The organism is Cohnella sp. SGD-V74 (assembly GCF_003001675.1).
Lineage (GTDB): Bacteria > Bacillota > Bacilli > Paenibacillales > Paenibacillaceae > Cohnella.
Map to the genome: position 1 here is coordinate 58833 of NZ_PVYW01000031.1, position 18502 is coordinate 77334.

General features: G+C 59.4%; 14 protein-coding genes. 1 reads left to right on the top strand and 13 read right to left on the bottom strand.

Translation table 11 applies throughout. The features are described from left to right. Positions 1–54: 54 nt before the first annotated feature. The 8 genes from disA to B0G52_RS32855 all read right to left on the bottom strand — a co-directional run bounded on the left by disA (position 55) and on the right by B0G52_RS32855 (position 12168). Positions 55–1158, bottom strand: coding sequence for a DNA integrity scanning diadenylate cyclase DisA (disA, locus tag B0G52_RS32820; RefSeq protein ID WP_094050656.1), 1104 nt, complete (start codon positions 1156–1158; stop codon positions 55–57). Between the two features lie 15 nt (positions 1159–1173). Continuing rightward, positions 1174–2541, bottom strand: coding sequence for a DNA repair protein RadA (gene radA, locus B0G52_RS32825; protein WP_094050657.1), 1368 nt, complete (start codon positions 2539–2541; stop codon positions 1174–1176). A gap of 1135 nt (positions 2542–3676) precedes the next feature. After that, complete coding sequence (locus tag B0G52_RS32830) at positions 3677–6754, bottom strand: MMPL family transporter (RefSeq protein ID WP_094050658.1); 3078 nt, start codon at positions 6752–6754, stop codon at positions 3677–3679. A 21-nt stretch (positions 6755–6775) separates the two neighbouring features. Further along, positions 6776–7405, bottom strand: coding sequence for a TetR/AcrR family transcriptional regulator (locus tag B0G52_RS32835; RefSeq protein ID WP_094050659.1), 630 nt, complete (start codon positions 7403–7405; stop codon positions 6776–6778). Between the two features lie 210 nt (positions 7406–7615). After that, on the bottom strand, positions 7616–10063 hold the full coding sequence (clpC, locus tag B0G52_RS32840) for an ATP-dependent protease ATP-binding subunit ClpC (RefSeq protein WP_094050660.1): 2448 nt from the start codon (positions 10061–10063) through the stop codon (positions 7616–7618). 35 nt (positions 10064–10098) lie between these two features. Then, the gene (gene mcsB / locus B0G52_RS32845) at positions 10099–11163 is read right to left on the bottom strand and encodes a protein arginine kinase (RefSeq protein ID WP_094050661.1); all 1065 of its coding nucleotides are present in this window, start codon (positions 11161–11163) and stop codon (positions 10099–10101) included. 17 nt (positions 11164–11180) lie between these two features. Continuing rightward, on the bottom strand, positions 11181–11687 hold the full coding sequence (gene mcsA / locus B0G52_RS32850) for a protein-arginine kinase activator protein McsA (RefSeq protein ID WP_094050662.1): 507 nt from the start codon (positions 11685–11687) through the stop codon (positions 11181–11183). A 19-nt stretch (positions 11688–11706) separates the two neighbouring features. Further along, positions 11707–12168, bottom strand: coding sequence for a CtsR family transcriptional regulator (locus B0G52_RS32855; RefSeq protein WP_094050663.1), 462 nt, complete (start codon positions 12166–12168; stop codon positions 11707–11709). A gap of 232 nt (positions 12169–12400) precedes the next feature. Between B0G52_RS32855 and B0G52_RS35780 the strand changes: the two genes are divergently transcribed. Next, positions 12401–12571 (top strand): hypothetical protein, encoded by a 171-nt coding sequence (locus B0G52_RS35780; RefSeq protein ID WP_158223982.1) that lies wholly within the window; start codon positions 12401–12403, stop codon positions 12569–12571. A 70-nt stretch (positions 12572–12641) separates the two neighbouring features. Here B0G52_RS35780 and B0G52_RS32860 read toward each other — a convergent pair whose 3' ends face one another. From B0G52_RS32860 to B0G52_RS32880, 5 genes are all read right to left on the bottom strand, one after another. Beyond that, positions 12642–13961, bottom strand: coding sequence for a UDP-glucose dehydrogenase family protein (locus B0G52_RS32860; protein WP_094050664.1), 1320 nt, complete (start codon positions 13959–13961; stop codon positions 12642–12644). Between the two features lie 128 nt (positions 13962–14089). Then, entirely contained in the window at positions 14090–15202 is a 1113-nt protein-coding gene (locus B0G52_RS32865; RefSeq protein WP_094050665.1) for a glycosyltransferase family 4 protein, read from the bottom strand. Between the two features lie 15 nt (positions 15203–15217). After that, positions 15218–16429 (bottom strand): hypothetical protein, encoded by a 1212-nt coding sequence (locus B0G52_RS32870; RefSeq protein WP_094050666.1) that lies wholly within the window; start codon positions 16427–16429, stop codon positions 15218–15220. Positions 16430–16445: 16 nt separating this feature from the next. Next, a complete protein-coding gene (locus B0G52_RS32875; protein ID WP_094050667.1) occupies positions 16446–17396 on the bottom strand; it encodes a GDP-mannose 4,6-dehydratase in 951 nt (316 codons plus the stop codon). Further along, positions 17396–18433 (bottom strand): mannose-1-phosphate guanylyltransferase, encoded by a 1038-nt coding sequence (locus B0G52_RS32880; protein ID WP_094050668.1) that lies wholly within the window; start codon positions 18431–18433, stop codon positions 17396–17398. Before B0G52_RS32880 ends, B0G52_RS32875 begins: the two co-directional genes overlap by 1 nt. Between the last annotated feature and the right edge of the window lie 69 nt (positions 18434–18502).

An 18502-nucleotide genomic window follows, 5' to 3' on the forward strand; every position in this document is an offset into this window, starting at 1 on the left:
AAAAGGAATGATCTGGAAACGCAGTCCATCAAGACCCTTCCAATTGTAGTCGGCTTATATCTGTCTGTCAATAAACACCTGATCTTGGATTCTTTTTAGTCCTTCCTTGATCGCCCGGGCCCGGACTTCCCCGATCCCGTCGACTTCGTCCAGCTCCTCGATGGAAGCCGTCACGATATGAGGAAGAGCTCCGAATCGGTCCACCAGATTGTGAATAATCACGGCGGGCAGTCGCGCAATTTTGCTCAAAATGCGGTACCCTCGCGGAAGCAGGCCTTCCTCCACGACGGAATTCAGCGACGGATAACCCAATATGCGGATCAACGCTCCGGGATCCAGCAGCTCTTCGGACGACAGCTTGCGGATCGCCGTCTGAATTTCCTTGACCTTGCTCTCGCCTTCCTCCTTGGCATAGTCGCGCAGCAGCAGCCACGCTTCCTCCTCCGCGGAGCCGACGAGCTCTTCCTTCTGCATGCTGATCAAGCGTCCCTCGTTGCCCAGCTCCAGCACGTACCGGTTAATCTCGTTGTTGATCCGCAGCACCATCTCCGCGCGCTGGATGACGTGAGCCACCTCGTGCATCGTCACCATCTCTTCGAACTCCAGCGCGGACAAGTTCGTCAGCGCCTGCGTGAACACGACCCGGTATCTCTCCAGCGTCTGGATCGCCTGGTTCGCCTTCGTCAGAATGACGCCCATCTCTTTAAGCGCATAGCGCAGCTGCCCTTGATACAAGGTGATCACGTTGCGCCGCTGCGAGATGGAGACGACCAGCTTACCTGTTTGTTTGGCCACCCGCTCGGCCGTCCGGTGCCGGATGCCGGTCTCCGACGAGGAAATGGACGAATCGGGAATGAGCTGCGTATTGGCGTAGAGGATTCGCTTGACGTCTTCGTTCAGGATGATCGCGCCGTCCATCTTGGCCAGTTCGTACAAATAGTTGGGACTGAAATCGCAGTTGATCGAGAAGCCTCCGTCCACGACTTCCATAACCTCGGGACTGTAGCCGACGACGATCAGAGCTCCCGTCTTGGCCCGCAGCACGTTCTCCAGCCCGTCGCGAAATGCGGTGCCCGGGGCGACCATCTGAAGGAGCTGGTTCATCGTTCTTTCCTGCTGATGACGCTCTTTGTCTTTAACTTCTTTATATTCCTTCATGATGTCATTAACCCCCTATTCCAATGCGGCCTTTAACGCCTCCGCGACCGTTCTGACGCCGATCAGCTCGATGCCGCGGGGCGGCTGCCACCCTTTCATGCTCATCTCCGGCAGAATCACGCGCTTGAAACCCAGCTTATGCGCCTCCTTGACCCTCTGCTCGGCCCGCGAGACCGCTCGCACCTCTCCCGTCAGTCCGACCTCTCCGAAGATCGCGTCATACGGCTTGGTCGGCGCGTCCTTGAAGCTGGACGCCAGACTGACCGCGGCCGCCAAGTCGGTCGCCGGTTCGTCCAGCTTGACGCCTCCCGCAGCGTTCAGGTACGCGTCCTGATTTTGCAGGAACAGGCCCATCCGCTTCTCCAATACGGCGATGACGAGCGACATCCGGTGATGGTCGAACCCGGAAGCCATCCGCCGCGGAGACGGAAAATGGGTCGGAGCTACGAGCGCCTGCAGCTCCACGAGCACGGGACGAGTCCCTTCCATGCTGGCCACGACCGTAGACCCTGCGACGCCGAGCGGCCTCTCGGAGAGAAACAGCTCCGACGGGTTGGCCACTTCCTTCAAGCCGTCTTCCGTCATGTCGAAAATGCCGATCTCGTTCGTGGAGCCGAAACGGTTTTTCACCGCCCGCAAAATCCGGTAAGTATGATGCCTCTCTCCTTCAAAATAAAGCACGCAATCGACCATGTGCTCCAGCAGTCTGGGGCCGGCGATCGCGCCTTCCTTCGTCACGTGGCCGACGAGCACCGTCGCCACGCCGTTCACCTTCGAGATTCTCATGAAATGGGCGGTGCATTCCCGGACCTGCGCCACGCTTCCCGGAGCGGAGGCGACCTCCGGCCGGTATACCGTCTGAATGGAATCGATCACGAGAAAATCGGGCTGCACCTCGGTGATTGCCTCTTCGATCGTCTCCAGATTCGTCTCGCAGAGAACGTACAATCTATCGTTCAACGCGCCCAAGCGGTCGGCCCTCAGCTTCGTCTGGCGGACCGATTCCTCGCCGGACACGTACAGCACCTTAAGCCCTTGCGCGGACAACGAGTGCGAGGTTTGCAGCAGCAGCGTCGACTTGCCGATCCCCGGGTCTCCCCCGACGAGCAGCAGCGAGCCGGGAACGAGCCCTCCTCCGAGCACCCGGTTGAGCTCGGACATGCCGGTCTCGACGCGAGGTTCTTGCCCGCTTTCTATATCTATGATGGCGCGCGCCTTTTCTTTCGTCCGGATCAGTTCGCTTCGTCCGACCGGCGCCTTGACCTCTTTCTCGGTCTCTTCCACCATCGTGTTCCACTCGTGGCATCCCGGGCATTTGCCCATCCATTTGGGCGATTCGGTGCCGCATTGCGTGCATACAAATTTTATTTTAACCTTAGCCATGTCAGATGATGGCTCCTTTAGCTGATGAGTAGTCCTTATTCAAGAATTTTACCACTTTCGCCCCCGCAGAGAAACCGAACGGGACTTAAAAATAGCCCAAAGAGCGAGCTTGGGCCAGAGTGGGCGAACGGAGGGGTAGCGGAACTGCATCCGCGCTGGGCAGGCTTAGAGTGTGTGAGCGGAGGTCGGCGATGCTGCAACCGCGCTGGGCAGGCTTAGAGCGGGCGAACGAAGGGGTAGCTGAGCTGCAACCGGGGCAGGCAGGCTTAGAGCGGGCGAACCGAGGTTGGCGATGCTGCAACCGCGCTGGGCAGGCTTAGAGCGCGTGAGCCGGAGGTCGGCGATGCTGCAACCGCGCTGGGCAGGCTTAGAGTGTGTGAGCGGAGGTTGGCGATGCTGCAACCACGCTGGGCAGGCTTAGAGTGTGTGAGCGGAGGTCGGCGATGCTGCAACCGCGCTGGGCAGGCTTAGAGCGCGTGAGCCAAGGTTGGCGATGCTGCAACCTCGCTGGGCAGGCTTAGAGCGCGTGAGCGGAGGTTTGCGAAGCTGCAACCGGGGTAGGCAGGCTTAGAGCAGGCGAACGAAGGGGTAGCTGAGCTGCAACCGGGGTAGGCAGGCTTAGAGCGCGTGGGCGGAGGTTGGCGAAGCTGCATCCGCGCGCTGGGCAGGCTTAGAGCGCGTGAGCCAAGGTTGGCGATGCTGCAACCTCGCTGGGCAGGCTTAGAGCGCGTGAGCGGAGGTTTGCGAAGCTGCAACCGGGGTAGGTAGGCTTAGAGCGCGTGGGCGGAGGTTGGCGATGCTGCAACCTCCCTGGGCAGGCTTAAAGCGGGCGAGCGAAGGTTGGCAAAGCTGCATCCGCGCTGGGCAGGCTTAGAGCGCGCAAGCGAAGGTTGTCCCATAGGTAATGGCGCACAAGATGATTGATGAAAAAAAGAAAGGCATCTATCCTCTGTAGACTGCCTCATTACGATCCTGAAATGACCCGGTTACGGGTCTATCCATTAGGATCGAATTTCGGGGTCCCCCGCAAACCAATCGGAGCTTTGCGGGGGACCTTGCAGCGTAAAGAGATAGATACCCATTACTATGCATCCATTGATAATCGTTTGTTACGCCTTTTATTACTTTTTACTAATTACTTCGCTCTCTCGCCTCGGCGGAACGCACCCGGCAGAGCCATCAGCGCCGGAACGAGCATCGGCAGGAGCACGAAGACGAGCACGACAAGACCGACAATGACGGCCGTGGCCATCTCGATGAGCAGCACCAGCCCCGAAGGCATCAGCGTGGCGAACGTTCCGCCGAGGATGACCATCGCGGAGATGATGACGCCTCCTACGCTTCGGGTCGCGCGCTTGATCGCTTCGTCGTGATCGATGTCTCCGTATTCCTTGTACCGCATCATCAGGAAGATGCCGTAGTCGACGCCGACGGCGACGATGACGATGAACGAGAAGAACGGCACGAACGAAGACAGCCCTTCCGTTCCGAGAATGTGTTCGGCGACCAGCTTCGACGCCCCCATGGCGACATAGTACGAAGCGATAAGCGACACTACGATATAGAGCGCGGGCAGAATCGAACGAATGACCATCAGCAGCACCAGGAACACGCTGACGATGACGATGATCGCCGCGCTGTTGAAGGAGGCAAGCTGAGACTCGTTCATATCGTGCGTGATCGAAGTCGGCCCCGCCGCTCCGCGGGCCGCGTCGCCCAGCACGGTGCCGTCCAGGCGGCTGTCCGTCGTTTCGTTGATTTGGTCGATGATCTTAAGCGCTTCGGGAGAATACGGATCTTCGTCCAGCACGACGATCAGCTTCGTCACCTTGCGGTCCTTGGACATGAACGCGTCCTTGGACAGACCGAATTGCTCGCTCTCCAGCGCCTCGCGCGGCATGAAGAACGTCTTCGTCGTTCCCATCTGCACGAGGAAATCCCCGGTTTGCTTCAACCCGTCCGAGATGTCGGACAGCCCTTGACCGCTCTGCTGCAGGCCGTCTTTCAACTGGTCGAATCCCCCGTTCAGAGCGCCAAGCCCTTCGTTCAACTGCTGCTGGCCGGATTGGATATCGGACAACGCCCCGCTTAGGCGCTCCATTGAAGCCGCGAGCGTCTTGCCGCCAGACTGTCCTTGCGCCAGACCGTTAGACAGCTCCTTGGCTCCCCGCTCCAACTCCTCCAGTCCTCCGACGATCTGCTGCTGCCCCGCATTCAACTTGCGCAGCCCCTCGACCGAGGAAGAGAAGCCGGCCTGCAGTTCGGACGAATTGCGCTCCAGCTCGGCGAGACCGTCGGCGATGCCGGCCAGAGCGGAAGCAAGCTGCTGTCCCGCGCTGCGAAGCGCCACGAAATCCTCGTCCTCGGCCAACTCGCTGTGGGTTTGCCCGAGCTTGACGATCAAGCCGTTCATGGCCGCCATGCCATTCTGCACGTCCGGAATTCCGTTCGCCAGCTCAGCGTAGCCGCCTCCGAGCGCGTCATAGCCCTGGCGCAGCCGATCGAGCGCATCGGCGAGCACGCCGGTCTGCGCGGCAATGTCCGCCATGCCCGTGCGCAGCTTGGCGATTCCCTCTTCGAGCGCGCGTCCTCCGCTCGCTCCGTCGCCGATGCCGGAGACGATCCGGTTCACCGCGTCGGTCACCTGGTCGAATCCGTCCCGCACTTGTCCGGTTCCCTCCGCCAACTGCGCCACCTGCGAGAAGTCCGGGGCGTTCAACTCCGAACTCATCCGGTTTAATCCCTCCCGCACGGCATCGACGCCGTCGCGGGACGCAGAGATGCCTTTCGTCACCTCGGCGGTCTGGCTCTTGATATAGAACTCGTCGATCTGCTTGCCCTGCGGCTGAGTCACCCCGGATACTTGATTAACGCCCGGAATGTCTCTGAGCGCGTTTGTCAGATCGTCGATCACGGCCAACGACTCGTTGTTGTCCAGCTCTTCCTTGCCCTCGATCACGAGAGTCGTCGGCAAAGCCTGCCCTCTGCTGAACCGCTCGGCCACGATGCCGAACGCCTTGGTCGACGGGTGATCGTCGCCCAGCTCGGCCAGTTGGTCGAAGCTGAGCTTCTGGCCGCTGTTCAGGAAGACCGGAATCAGCAGCGCGGCAATAACGGCGATCGTGACGATCGGACGCTTGACGGCGACCTGGGTCAATCCGGCCATCAGATGGCTTTCCTTATGCCCGGCCGCTCCGCGGGAAGGCCAGAACAGCTTGGCTCCGAACGTCTTCATGACGAACGGCGTCAGCGTCAGGATGACGAGCACCAGGATGACCGTTCCGATCGCGACGACGTTCGCCGACTGATAGATGCCGAAGTCCGAGAACGTCAAGCCGGCGAAAGCGATGAACACGGTCAAAATACTGTAAATAATCGTTTTGCCCGCGGTCCGGTAGGAAGCGATGATCGCTTCGTCCGTCGTTTTCCCCTGGGCCAGCTCCTCCTTGAACCGGTTGAACAACAGGATGTTGTAATCCGTTCCTATCCCGAAGAGGATCAGCACGAGCAGCATCTGGGTGACGCTGGTGATCGGGAATTCCAGCTTCTCGATCAGCTGCGCCGCGATGCCCATCGATACCAGATAGGAGATGCCCACCGTCAGCAGCGATACGAATGGAATAACGACGGAACGGAACATCACAAGCAGCACGACCAGAATGAAGATGACCGTCAGCGCGGCGCTCTTGTCTACGCCTTCGATCGTCGCCTTCAAGTAGTCGTTCTCGATAAAGTCTTCGCCCGTCAAATAAAACGGAACTTGAACGTCGGCCAACGCCGCCTCGAACTGACCGGCGATGTCGTCCACGCTGCGCCCATTGATCTGCAGCACGAACGGTATCATGACCGTCGTGCGGTCCTTGGAGATCAACTGTTCGGCGGCTTCCGGAGCGGAGAAAGGGTCGATCAGCTCGGCCGCGCCCAGCGCTTCCTGTTGAGCCTTGATCTGACCGACGCCGGATTCGATCTGCCGCATGTCATCCTCGGACAGCCCTTCCTCTTTGAAAAAGACGACGATATCGCTCCGGCCCTCCGCGTTGCTCATTTTCTTGAGCAGATCGTGGGCGATGACCGCGCGGCTGTCCGCCGACAGCGGGTTTTGTCCCCGTTCGTGCAAAATGGCGTTAACGTCCGGCTGGATAACCGTCAACACGACGGTTGCGGCCAGCCACAAGGCCAGCAGCGGCCAACGCCAGCGAATAATTCGTTGCATTCTTTCCTCTCTCCCTCACTCTTAGCTTCGGTACGTTTCCAAACGTTTCTCGATGCCGCCGCCGAACACGTCGATCATCCGCTCGACCAGCGTTCCGACCATGTCGGAATCGTGATACTTGGCGACGATCCAGGCGACGCTCTCGATCAGCGTAGCCGACAGCATGCCGATCTCGATCCGCTCCCGTTCGTCCAGAGGGCCCCCCGGGCCCTTGACCGCCGTGAACGTCTTCGTCAGCAGACTTTCGACAAACCCGGTAAGCTCGCTGCGAATGCTTTCGTACTTTGAACCTTCGCTGCGGCACAGCAACAACAGCAGACTGGGGCCCGACGCCTTCAGCAACCCGACCAGCGTATCCTGGACACGGTCGAAAAAGCTGATTCTCGCCTGAACGTCCCAGCCGTCCGTCACAATAGCCTCGGCGGTCTTCAAGTACTCCTCCGCATATCGGCTGTACTCGCTGTACAAAGGACCTACGATAGCATCGAATAAATCCTCCTTGTTACGGAAATACCGATAGATGTTACCAGACGTCATTCCGGCCGCGGCCGCGATCCGGCGCATCGAAGCTTCCGAGTAACCGCTCTGCCGAAACTCCTCGTATGCGGCCAGCACGATGGCGCTGCGCACTTCCTCCTTCAAAACCTGCATTAGTAATCACCTGATCATTATTGTGATGTAAATATTATACTCTGACCGGCCCGTTTTTAACAATTTACAAAAATGTGAACTTCGTCACATTGCACGAGGCTACCGTTCCGCACCCGCAGCCGCCTCAGTTCCCGCAATCCAAAAAGCCGTCCCGCAAGGTCCGATGAAACGAACCTGCGGGACGGCTTATGCCGTATCGCTATGCTCCGATCAAGCTTTGGACAGCTCGATCTCGCCTTTCTGCTTGACGACCAGGCCGCCGTCTTCCTCGTCGATGACGAGCTCGTGGCCTTTGGTGATTTTGCCGAGCAGCAAATCCTCCGACAGCCGATCCTCGATATGCTTCTGGATCGCTCTGCGCAGCGGACGCGCTCCGTATTGCGGATCGTAGCCTTCCTTAGCCAGGAACGCTTTGGCCGATTCGGTCAATTCGAAGCTGACGTTGTGCTCGACGAGACGCTTGCGGAGATCGTCGGCCATCAGCGTCACGATCTGAGCGATATGCTCCTCGTTCAGCGGGTGGAACACGATCGACTCGTCGATCCGGTTCAGGAACTCCGGACGGAACGACTTCTTCAGCTCCGCGAGCACCTTCTCCTTCATGTTCTGATAGTCGCGTCCCGCATCCTGCGCCGCGGTGAAGCCAAGCGTGGAGTTCTTCTTGATCTGCTCCGCGCCGACGTTGGACGTCATGATGATCAGCGTGTTGCGGAAGTCGACCGAGCGTCCCTTGGAGTCGGTCAGACGGCCGTCCTCCAGCACTTGCAGCAAGATGTTGAACACTTCCGGATGAGCCTTCTCGATCTCGTCGAGCAGCACGACCGAATACGGCTTGCGGCGCACTTTCTCCGTCAGCTGACCGCCTTCGTCGTAGCCGACGTATCCCGGAGGCGCTCCGACGAGACGGGACGTGGAGTGTTTCTCCATGTACTCCGACATGTCGATGCGGATGACCGCGTTCTCGTCTCCGAACATCGCTTCCGCGATCGCGCGGGCCAGCTCCGTCTTCCCGACGCCCGTAGGTCCGAGGAAGATGAAGGAGCCCATCGGACGCTTCGGATCCTTGAGACCGGCGCGTGCGCGGCGAATGGCGCGGGACACCGCTTTGACGGCTTCCTCTTGGCCGATGACGCGATCGTGCAGGATGCTTTCCATCTTCAGCAGGCGCTCCGTCTCTTCCTCGGCGAGCTTGCTGACCGGGATGCCGGTCCAGCTGGCTACGACTTGGGCGATGTCCTCCGGAGTCACCTCGGAGTCGGTGCGGCCCTGCTTTTCCTTCCACTGGTTCTTCGTGAAGTCGAGTTCTTCGCGGATCTTCTGCTCGGTATCGCGCAGAGCGGCCGCTTTCTCGAACTCCTGGCTTTGAACGGCGGCGTCCTTCTCCTTGCGGATATCTTCCAGACGGGTTTCGAGCTGCTTCAAGTTAGGCGGAACCGTGTAGGAGTTCAGCCGTACTTTGGAGCCCGCTTCGTCGATCAGGTCGATCGCTTTGTCCGGCAGAAACCGGTCCGGAATGTAGCGGTCGGACAGCTTCACCGCCGCGTCGATCGCCTCGTCGGTAATTTTCACGCGGTGATGCGCTTCGTAGCGGTCGCGCAGGCCGAGCAGGATCTGCACCGCTTCTTCCGGAGTCGGCTGGTCGACCGTAATCGGCTGGAACCGGCGCTCCAGAGCCGCGTCCTTCTCGATATATTTGCGATATTCGTCCAGCGTCGTCGCGCCGATGCATTGCAGCTCTCCGCGGGCCAACGCTGGCTTCAGAATGTTGGAAGCGTCGATCGCGCCTTCCGCGCCGCCCGCTCCGATGAGCGTGTGCAGCTCGTCGATGAACAGGATAACGTTGCCGGCTTGACGGATTTCGTCCATGATTTTCTTCAGACGGTCCTCGAACTCGCCGCGGTACTTCGTGCCTGCTACGACCGAGCCCATATCCAGCGTCATGACGCGCTTGTCGCGCAGCGTCTCGGGAATCTCGTTGTTGACGATGCGTTGGGCAAGCCCTTCGGCAATCGCCGTCTTGCCGACGCCCGGCTCCCCGATGAGCACCGGGTTGTTTTTGGTCCGGCGGGAGAGCACTTGGATGACGCGCTCGATTTCTTTCTGCCGACCGATAACGGGGTCAATGTTGCCTTCCCGCGCGCTTGCGGTCAGGTCGCGGGCCAAGCCATCCAGCGTCGGCGTGCTGACGTTGGAGGACGGGCCGTGGTTCTGAGATACGCTCTCGTTGCTGCCAAGCAGCTGAAGCACTTGCTGTCGCGCCTTGTTCAGGCTGATGCCCAGATTGTTCAGCACCCGGGCGGCGACGCCTTCGCCTTCGCGAATAAGGCCGAGCAAAATATGCTCCGTGCCGACGTAAGTATGGCCCAGCTTGCGAGCCTCGTCCATCGACAGTTCGATCACCTTTTTGGCGCGGGGAGTGTAAGCGATATTGGTCGGCTGCTCCTGTCCGCGGCCGATCAGCGACTCGACTTCGTCTTGAATTTTCTCCAGTCCCAATCCGAGGGCGATCAGCGCCTTGGCGGCAATGCTCTCCCCTTCGCGGATCAGGCCGAGCAGAATGTGCTCCGTGCCGATATTGTTGTGTCCCAACCGCACTGCTTCTTCCTGAGCCAAGGCCAATACCTTCTGCGCGCGTTCCGTGAATCTGCCAAACATCATGAGACACACCTCCTAATAAGATAAGAATAAAACATTTATGAAAGAGTTGCCAGCCGGGAACGGATTAATTCCGCCCGCGACTTGTCGCGGTCCTCCGGACTCATCGCTTCCCCGAACGTCATCTGCAGAAAGCCCGGCTGCGTGGAGACGAGCAGCTCGTTCAACACAAGCGGGTTCACTTCAGGCAGCAAGCCCAGATGGGAGCCGAGCCGAATGTCGGACAGCCGCTGCGACGCCTCCTTCGAATCGATGATCAGCGCCTGCGTCAAAATGCCGTAAGATCTGCGCACGCGGTCTTCGACGCGCAGCCTCGATTCGCCCAGCAGCTTCGCTCTGGCCGCTTTCTCGTGCTCGATGATCTGCCGCGCGACCTGGAACAGGTTGTCGATAATCTCCTGCTCCGACTGCCCGAGCGTCACCTGATTGGATACCTGGAACAGATTGCCCGTCGCTTCGCTGCCTTCTCCGTAGATGCCTCTGACGGCCAGCCCGACCTGGTTCACCGCCGACAAAATCCGGTTGATCTGCCCCGTCATGACCAGCGCAGGCAGATGCATCATGACCGATACGCGAATTCCTGTACCGACGTTCGTCGGGCAGCTCGTTAAGTATCCGTGCTTCTCGTCGAAGGCGTAATCGATCTGCTCCTCGAAAATATCGTCGACCTTGCTGGCCGAATCCCAAGCCTCGTTCACCTGAAAACCGGGGCATAAACATTGAATGCGAAGATGGTCCTCTTCGTTAATCATTACACTGATATCTTCGTTCGGACTCAGAATCAGCGCGCCATTGCGCGACTCATTCGCCAGATTCGGACTGATCAGATGCTTCTCGACGAGCACGAGCTTCTCCAGCTCGGTCAGCTCCGACAGCCGCAGCTGGTCGATCTTGCCCAAGCCGTTCAGCCGGCCGCTCTCCGCCACGCCGAGCAGTTGATCCGCTACCGCCAGGGACTGTTCAGGGTTCGCCATCAGCGGAAAAGGCATATTCCGCAAGTTGCGCGCGATCCGCACGCGGCTGCTGATCACGACCTCGGATTCGGGGCCGTTCCCCTTCATCCACTGACTGAGCGCCTGCTTCGTAAATTTTCTTTTCGCCATCGTTTATCCCCTGCCCTTCATCCGCTCATTTCGCTCTCGAGCTCGCGGATTCGGTCGCGCAGCTGCGCGGCGGTCTCGAAATCCTCCCGCTCGATCCTGCCCTGCATTTCCTTCTTCAGCCGCTCGATTTCGCGCTTCGTCTTCAAGTGGCCGCCCGCCCGCTTCGGCACCTTGCCGACATGCACCGTATTGCCGTGCACCCGCTTCAGCAGCGGATCGAGCCGCTCGGAGAAATGCTTGTAGCAATCGCTGCACCCGAACCGTCCCACCTTGCTGAACTGCGTGTAAGTCATTCCGCAAGTGCCGCACTTGACCGCCGGCGGCTTGACCGTCTGGTTCCGCGGCTCGAAGTCGAGCAGGCCGGAGAGCAGGTTATGGATGGAAAATCCGCCGGCGGTTCCGGGGAGCATCTCCCCCTTCTCCCGGGCGCACGTCTCGCAGATGTGCAGCTCGGTTTTCTCCCCGTTGACGAATTTCGTAAAATGAAGCGTAGCCGGCCGTTTGCCGCATTCTTGGCACTGCATGGCCTTCAGCCTCCTTTCGTCATTTCGCAAGCAAGGCGATCAGCATCGCCTTGAGCAGCTTCGCCCGGATCTCGTCCCGCAGCGGAAGCTTCAGCGCCAGCGCGTCCCGCGAGACGGCGGCCTTGAGCAGATGCGCTTCCCGGCCGGTTACAAACCGGGCTTCCTCCAGCTGGTAGATCAGCCCTTCCGCCGTCGTCTGGTCGATCCGTTCCCCGACCGTCTGGCGGATATGGCGCTGCACCGCTTCCAGCGAAGGAAGGTTCACGCGCTGAATGCGGATATAGCCTCCGCCTCCGCGCTTGCTTTCCACGTAATAGCCCTTCTCGAGCGTAAACCGCGTGCTGATCACGTAATTGATCTGCGACGGCACGCAGGAGAATTTGTCGGCCAGATCGCTTCGCTGAATTTCGATGGCGCCTGCCTGGCTGTTCTCCAGGCTTTGCTTTAAATAATGTTCGATAAGATCGGAAATATTACGCAACGTCCAACCTCCTTTCTTCGATCCAAGCCGGCGGTGCCGGTCAGTCAATGAGGGGCGGATCTGACTTTGACTTTCTTTGACTATAATCTCATTATACGCCGCTTTGCGAAAAATGCAACTTCGCCGCCCGCGAATTTCCCGAATCCCGCGAGAAGCGTCCAGCATCAAGTATTCCCACATTGGCCCCGAGCCCATACAATGGAGATACACTGTTCGGAAACGAGGCGATCTCATGTTTTCTTACGCGATTGTTTTCATTGGCAATCTTGTCGCAGCTTACTTGATTTACGGAGGATCGGATTATGCCAAGCCGCTGCTCCAGGCCGTTCTTGTCACGTCCTTCGTGATCGCGGCGGATTACGTCAGAAACAAGTTCAAGGCGAGGCGGGCGGAAAACCGATGAGCCTGCGCATGAAGAAAGCCGCCCGCAGTCTCCCCCCCCCCCCCGGGCGGCCCAAGCCTGATCCTGAATCTCATCCAATGGGATTGCCCATTCCTTCGTAGACGAACCCCAGCTTGCGCATCTTTGCCGGCGGCAGGAAGTTCCGCGTATCCAACAGATAGGGGTGCCTCATCGCGCTCCGTACGGACGGCCAGTCCAGCTCGCGATAGATCGGCCAATGCGTCAGCAGCACGACCGCTTCCGCCTGCCTGGCGACATCTTCGGGACGATCGCAGAACCGGACGTCCAGCCCCCCGTGCAGCTTGCGGAAAGCAGACATTCCCTGCGGATCGTGAACAAGGATCTCGCAGCCGAGCTCAAGCAGCTGGCGAACGATCGTCGCCGCCTGCGTCTCCCTCACGTCGTCGGTATGCGGCTTGAACGTCAAGCCCAGAATCCCGATCCGCTTCCCGTTCAAAGTCCGCAGCCGGCGCTTCAGCTTCTCCACGCTGTAATGAAGCATCTCCTCGTTGGAGGCGACGGCCGCCTCGGCCAGCATCAGCTCGCTTCCGTAATGCCTCCCGGTCAGAATCAGCTCGCGCAAGTCTTTCGGAAAGCAGCTCCCGCTCCACCCGCTGGACACCTCGAGAAATTTGTTCCCGATCCGGGAGTCCATGCCCATCCCCCGCAGAAGATCGGACACGTTCGCGCCGAGCGCGTCGGACAGCCTGGCCAATTCGTTCGTATAGCTGATCTTGATCGCCAGGAACGCGTTGGAGGCATACTTGATCAGCTCCGCCGTGCGCGCGTCGGTCTCGAAATAATGCGTGCCTTCCGTCAGCAAGCCTCGGTAAAGCCGTCTCATGACCCGCCTTGCCCGGGCGCTGCTTGTCCCGACGACGATGCGGTCGGCGCCGAATACGTCGTCCAGCGCGCTGCCCTCTCGCAGAAATTCGGGATTGCTGACGACGGCGAAGGACTTGTCCCGGGACAGCCCCGACGTCTCCTCCGCGATTCTTGCCACGAGCTCGGCGGTCCCGACCGGAACCGTGGATTTGTCCACGATGACAGTGAAGCGGCCGGAATTCAGCCGACTGCCGATTCCGGCCGCGGCGTGCTTCACGTAGCCGAGATCCGCCGTGCCGTCCGGCCTGGAGGGCGTGCCGACGCAGATGAATACGACATCCGCCTCCGCGACGGCATCGTATCCTTCGTCGGCGAACAAAGTTCTCCCCGCCAAGCGCCCCAACAGCTCGTCCAGTCCCGGCTCGAAGATCGGACTTCGCCCCGAATTCAGCATTCGGACTTTAACCGGATCGACGTCGATCACGGTCGTCCGATGACCGATCGATGCCAACGCGGCGGCCGTGACGGCCCCCACGTATCCCCCTCCTATACATACGACTCTCATGTTCCCTTCCCTCCGATACCGATTCAATCGTGCCAGATTTCGCGGATCTTGCTCCGCCGAGAATCTATAGAGGCATAGTATGTCGGAGAGAAGAGCTTGGTCTAAACTTATAGCTCGAAGGCCGCGAATTAGACGCGGCCTCGGGATGCCGGCCGTCCCTTCAATCGCTCGCGGATCGTTCGGCCGACCGATGCGGGGGAGAAGAGAGTCCGAATCGTTCTCTGTCCGTTGCTTGCGATCCTGCGCCTCCACTCTTCGTCGTATACCGCTTTCCACATCAGATGAACGGCATGCTCCAGATCGGGTTCCGCCCAGAGCTGATGCGCTTTATACGGGCCGTAGTGGGTTCCAATCCGCGTCAGGCTGTAGCGAACCGCGCCGGAATTCGTCTCGTCCATGAAGTCCGCGTTGCCGGACCAATGCGTGCCGATGGCGGGTTTGCCCAAATACATCGCCTCGGCCAGCGGCAAGCCGAAGCCTTCGGAGCGATGCAGCGCGATGTAACAGTCCGAGCACTGAAGCAAAGCGTTGGCCTCCAAGCGGCTGAGCACCCGGTCGATAATCCGCACATTAGGCAGTCCTTCCGCCTCGCGCCGCAGGTTATCGGCTTCGGCGCGCTGCGGATTGTTCATCTTGATGACCAGCCCGGCCTGCAGTCCGTATCGCTCGACCGCGATGCGGTAGGCTTTCAGAACGGCGGACGGATTTTTGCGCGGGGAATAGCTGAACGTATCGTACATGCACAGGAACAGAAACTTCCTCTCCGGCAGTCCGAATGACTTCCGCCCGACCCCGTCGGGCACTTCTACCTGAATGCCGTGCGGAACGACCGAGACGGGAACCGGGGATTTGCGCGCCACGCTGTCCCGGATAAACGCCGAAGGAACCCAGACTTCGTCCAGATGGCGGAAGCCTTCGGCATATTCGTCGGGAAATTCCGGCAGCTCCCAGTGCCAGTAACCGATGTTGTATCTTCCGCCGAACCACTCGTCGCCGAGCTCCTCGTACGCAAGCGGCATCTGATCGGCATTGATGTGAAACAGGTTGATCGGATGCAGCGGCACATCAACCTCCGCCGACGCCCAGGAGAGATCCTGATCTCGCGACATGTTGCCGCCCGAATAGTTCAGAATGCCGAAAGGAATGCTTGCCTCGCGCAGCGCCCTGGCCGCCAGCCTGCACGACTCCCCGATGCCCATCTCGTATCTCGCGTAGCCGATCAGATTGATGCCGGACGGCATTCCCCTCTCCCCTTCCTATGCGTAGATCATCGAATCGATGACCGGATGCCAGACGATCGGATCCATGCCGTATTCGATCGGAACGAACTGCCGGGCCCAAACCATCAAGCCGTGCCGGCTTGCCCCGTGGGGGTCAGGAAACAGTCGCTGAAGGTCAACCCGGGTCTCGTAAATTTCCTTCAGCAGATTCGGCATCGGAGAGACGCTGCTTGCCGGGGCGAACAGCCAGCGATAGAAGCCGTTCGGAGTCAGCGTGTGGAAGGGATTGCCGAAGTGCGAAGGCGCTCCGAGCTTCCGATACAGCTTGCGGACGATCGCCGGAATGGCGATGCCGTTGTCGAAGTAATTGTAGGTGTAGCGCCAGCCCGCCGTGGCCGGGTATCCGCTCGCGATCAGCCGCGAGACGTAGTCTTTGAATAGTCCGTGCAAATCCGGCGCGTCCGTCCACTGGTGGCGGGTCTGATGCTTGGAGATGCGGGAGAGGTCCGGAGTCAGACCGCTGAAATGATAGAAAATGAGCGGGCTCCCGTATATCTCGTACATCCCGTTGCGCCAGACGATCGGCCGCTCGTGAAGATTCCAATAGGCGGCGTTATAGGCGGGGTCCTTCAAAATATGGACGCCTTCGAACAGGGCCGGAACGAAGTCCATCCATTTCTGATCGACGTGATAGCCCTGAGCGGGATCCATCAGGCATTGGCTCGTCAGCCTGTCTTTCCACCACCGCAGCATCTTGAGCGTCTCGTCCGTGCGGGTCAAGGCGATAAAGCCCAGATTGTATACTCCCGCTTGCAGCAGTTCCACCTCTCCCGGCTTGTGCCGGTCCGAAGGCAAAGGCGTCAAAATATGCGGAGTCAGCACAATCGAATACTGCGGCAGCCGCCGGTACAGATCATCCATTCGATGCGTCACGAGAATGTCCGGATCCGCGTACACGACCGATTCCAATCCGCGCCGAAGCAGCAAATATTCGAGAAAATACGGCTTAACGGCCGTATTGAACTCCGTAATATCGTACTGGAACCTCATATCGGGCCATAACGGCAAACCGATTTCCGTCAGGCGCACCCATTCGAACGTTGCTTCCGGAGCTTGAAACATCCCCTCGTCTTCATCCGCCAGCAGAACGTAAACTTTGCCGGCCGGATGATGTTCGAGGAACGACTGCGCGAGCGTTCGCGCCAGCGCGATGTAGTTTTTGGAGACGATCGTGCACAGGTTATCCATTATTCCGCTCCCTCCTTCAAGGCCGCGAGCGCCAATACTGAAGAAGATCCTCCATCGTCCGCTCGAACGGAATTTCCGGCTTCCATCCCGTCGCTTCATGGAATTTGCGGTAATCCCCGAGCAGAATTTGCACGTCCGAAGGACGCAAGCGGCTCGGATCGGTCTGCACTTCGATGCTGACGTTGCTGAAGCTCAGCAGCGTATTGAGCATCTCCTCGATCGTGTAACAGGTTCCCGAGGCAATATTGTAATTTTCTCCAGGCTGCCCTCGCTCCAACGCCAGCCAGTAGCCGCGAACGACGTCCCGCACATCGGTGAAATCCCGCTTCGCCTCCAGGTTGCCGACATGGATAACGGGCGGTTTCCTGCCTTTCTCGATATCGACGATCTGCTTGGCGAAGTTGGACGTCACGAAGTTCTCTCCGCGGCGCGGACCGGTATGGTTAAACGTGATCGTTCGAACGACGTGCAGGCCGTAGCTTTTGTAATACTGATATCCCAAATAATCCTGCGCCACCTTGCTGATGGCGTACGGGCTCAGCGGACGAAGCGGATTCGTCTCCCGGATCGGCGTCTCCTCCGGCTCCACCTGGCCGTATTCCTCGCTTGAGCAGGCGATCTGGATTTTCGTCGGCAATTCGAATCTGCGAACGGCTTCGAACAGGTTCACTTGTCCGGCGACGTTGTTGTGAATCGTATCGATCGGCGAATTCCACGACGTCGGCACGAAGCTCTGCGCCGCGAGATGGAAAATAAGATCCGGCTTCTCCCTGCCAATCAGCGTCTCTACCGAGAACGGATCGCGCAGCTCGCATTCCGCGAGACGAATGTCCTTCAGCAGATGAGAAATATGGTCCATACGGCTCCGGTTGCGGATCGTTCCGACGACTTCCACGCCTTGGCGCAGCAGAAACTCCGCCATATGACTTCCCACGAAACCCGATATGCCGGTCACGAGCGCCTTCATCAACCGACGCCTCCTCCCTGTTTTTCCACATGCTGAACGATCGATTTCAGATTCTGCTCCATCGACTTATGGCAGATCAGCACGCCCTCCGCCGTGGAGACGATAATGAGGTCCTCCGCTCCGATGACAATCGTCTTGCGGCCTTCGGAGAAAATAATGTTATGGCTCGATTCGAACGCATGAACGGCCCCGTGCAAAATATTGCCGTTCGAATCCGCGTCGTCCTCCCGGATTCTCTCCAGCGACGCCCAGCTTCCCATGTCCTCCCACTCGTAGCGGAACGGCAAGGTGAACAGATTGCCCGCCTTCTCCAGAACGGCGTAATCGACCGAGATTTTCGGCAGGCTCGCGTACACCTTCTCAGGTTGCCGTCCCGCTTCCGTCAGCGCATTCCACAGAGCAGGCTGGTGCTTCTCCATCGCCTCCGCGATCGTGGACGGCCGCCATACGATAATGCCGCTGTTCCAGAACACATCCGACTTCGCGACCAACTGGCGGGCCGTCTCCAAATCCGGCTTCTCAAGGAACGAGACGACTTGGCGCGCGCCCTCCGGGCCCTTGTCGCCGGCGGTCTGAATGTAACCGTAATTCGTCTCGGGGCGCACCGGGACGATGCCCAGCGTCACGATCGCGCTGGACGCTTCGGCGATCGCCTCCGCCTTGCAGAACGCTTCATACAGCGCAAGAATATTCGGGATATGCTGGTCGGACGGCATCATGACGAGCGTCTCGTCGTCCTCCAGCCGGAGAAAATGCAAAGCCGACAGCGCCGCGCAAGGCCCCGTATCCCGCTGTACCGGCTCCAGAATGAGCCGACTTTCGTTCAGTTCCGGCAGCTGCTCCAGCACGAGCGCCCGATACAATTCCGCGGTGACGACATAGATCTGCTCCGGAGGCACGATTCGGGCCAGGCGGCGGTACGTCATCTGGAGCATCGTCTCCTCCGAGGTCAACGCGAGAAACTGCTTGGGCCGATCCTCCACGCTTCTCGGCCACAGGCGACTGCCTTTGCCGCCTGCCATTATGACGATTTTCATGTGTCAGATCCCCTTCGCTGGTATCAACGGAATCCGATCTCGGCGGATCGACCGCTGCAAATGCACGGT

Bases quoted from the DNA above. Each gene is read 5' to 3' on its own strand.
- disA (WP_094050656.1), bottom strand. From the start codon at position 1,158: ATGAAGGAATATAAAGAAGTTAAAGACAAAGAGCGTCATCAGCAGGAA.
- radA (WP_094050657.1), bottom strand. From the start codon at position 2,541: ATGGCTAAGGTTAAAATAAAATTTGTATGCACGCAATGCGGCACCGAA.
- B0G52_RS32830 (WP_094050658.1), bottom strand. From the start codon at position 6,754: ATGCAACGAATTATTCGCTGGCGTTGGCCGCTGCTGGCCTTGTGGCTG.
- B0G52_RS32835 (WP_094050659.1), bottom strand. From the start codon at position 7,405: ATGCAGGTTTTGAAGGAGGAAGTGCGCAGCGCCATCGTGCTGGCCGCA.
- clpC (WP_094050660.1), bottom strand. From the start codon at position 10,063: ATGATGTTTGGCAGATTCACGGAACGCGCGCAGAAGGTATTGGCCTTG.
- mcsB (WP_094050661.1), bottom strand. From the start codon at position 11,163: ATGGCGAAAAGAAAATTTACGAAGCAGGCGCTCAGTCAGTGGATGAAG.
- mcsA (WP_094050662.1), bottom strand. From the start codon at position 11,687: ATGCAGTGCCAAGAATGCGGCAAACGGCCGGCTACGCTTCATTTTACG.
- B0G52_RS35780 (WP_158223982.1), top strand. From the start codon at position 12,401: ATGTTTTCTTACGCGATTGTTTTCATTGGCAATCTTGTCGCAGCTTAC.
- B0G52_RS32860 (WP_094050664.1), bottom strand. From the start codon at position 13,961: ATGAGAGTCGTATGTATAGGAGGGGGATACGTGGGGGCCGTCACGGCC.
- B0G52_RS32865 (WP_094050665.1), bottom strand. From the start codon at position 15,202: ATGCCGTCCGGCATCAATCTGATCGGCTACGCGAGATACGAGATGGGC.
- B0G52_RS32870 (WP_094050666.1), bottom strand. From the start codon at position 16,429: ATGGATAACCTGTGCACGATCGTCTCCAAAAACTACATCGCGCTGGCG.
- B0G52_RS32875 (WP_094050667.1), bottom strand. From the start codon at position 17,396: ATGAAGGCGCTCGTGACCGGCATATCGGGTTTCGTGGGAAGTCATATG.
- B0G52_RS32880 (WP_094050668.1), bottom strand. From the start codon at position 18,433: ATGAAAATCGTCATAATGGCAGGCGGCAAAGGCAGTCGCCTGTGGCCG.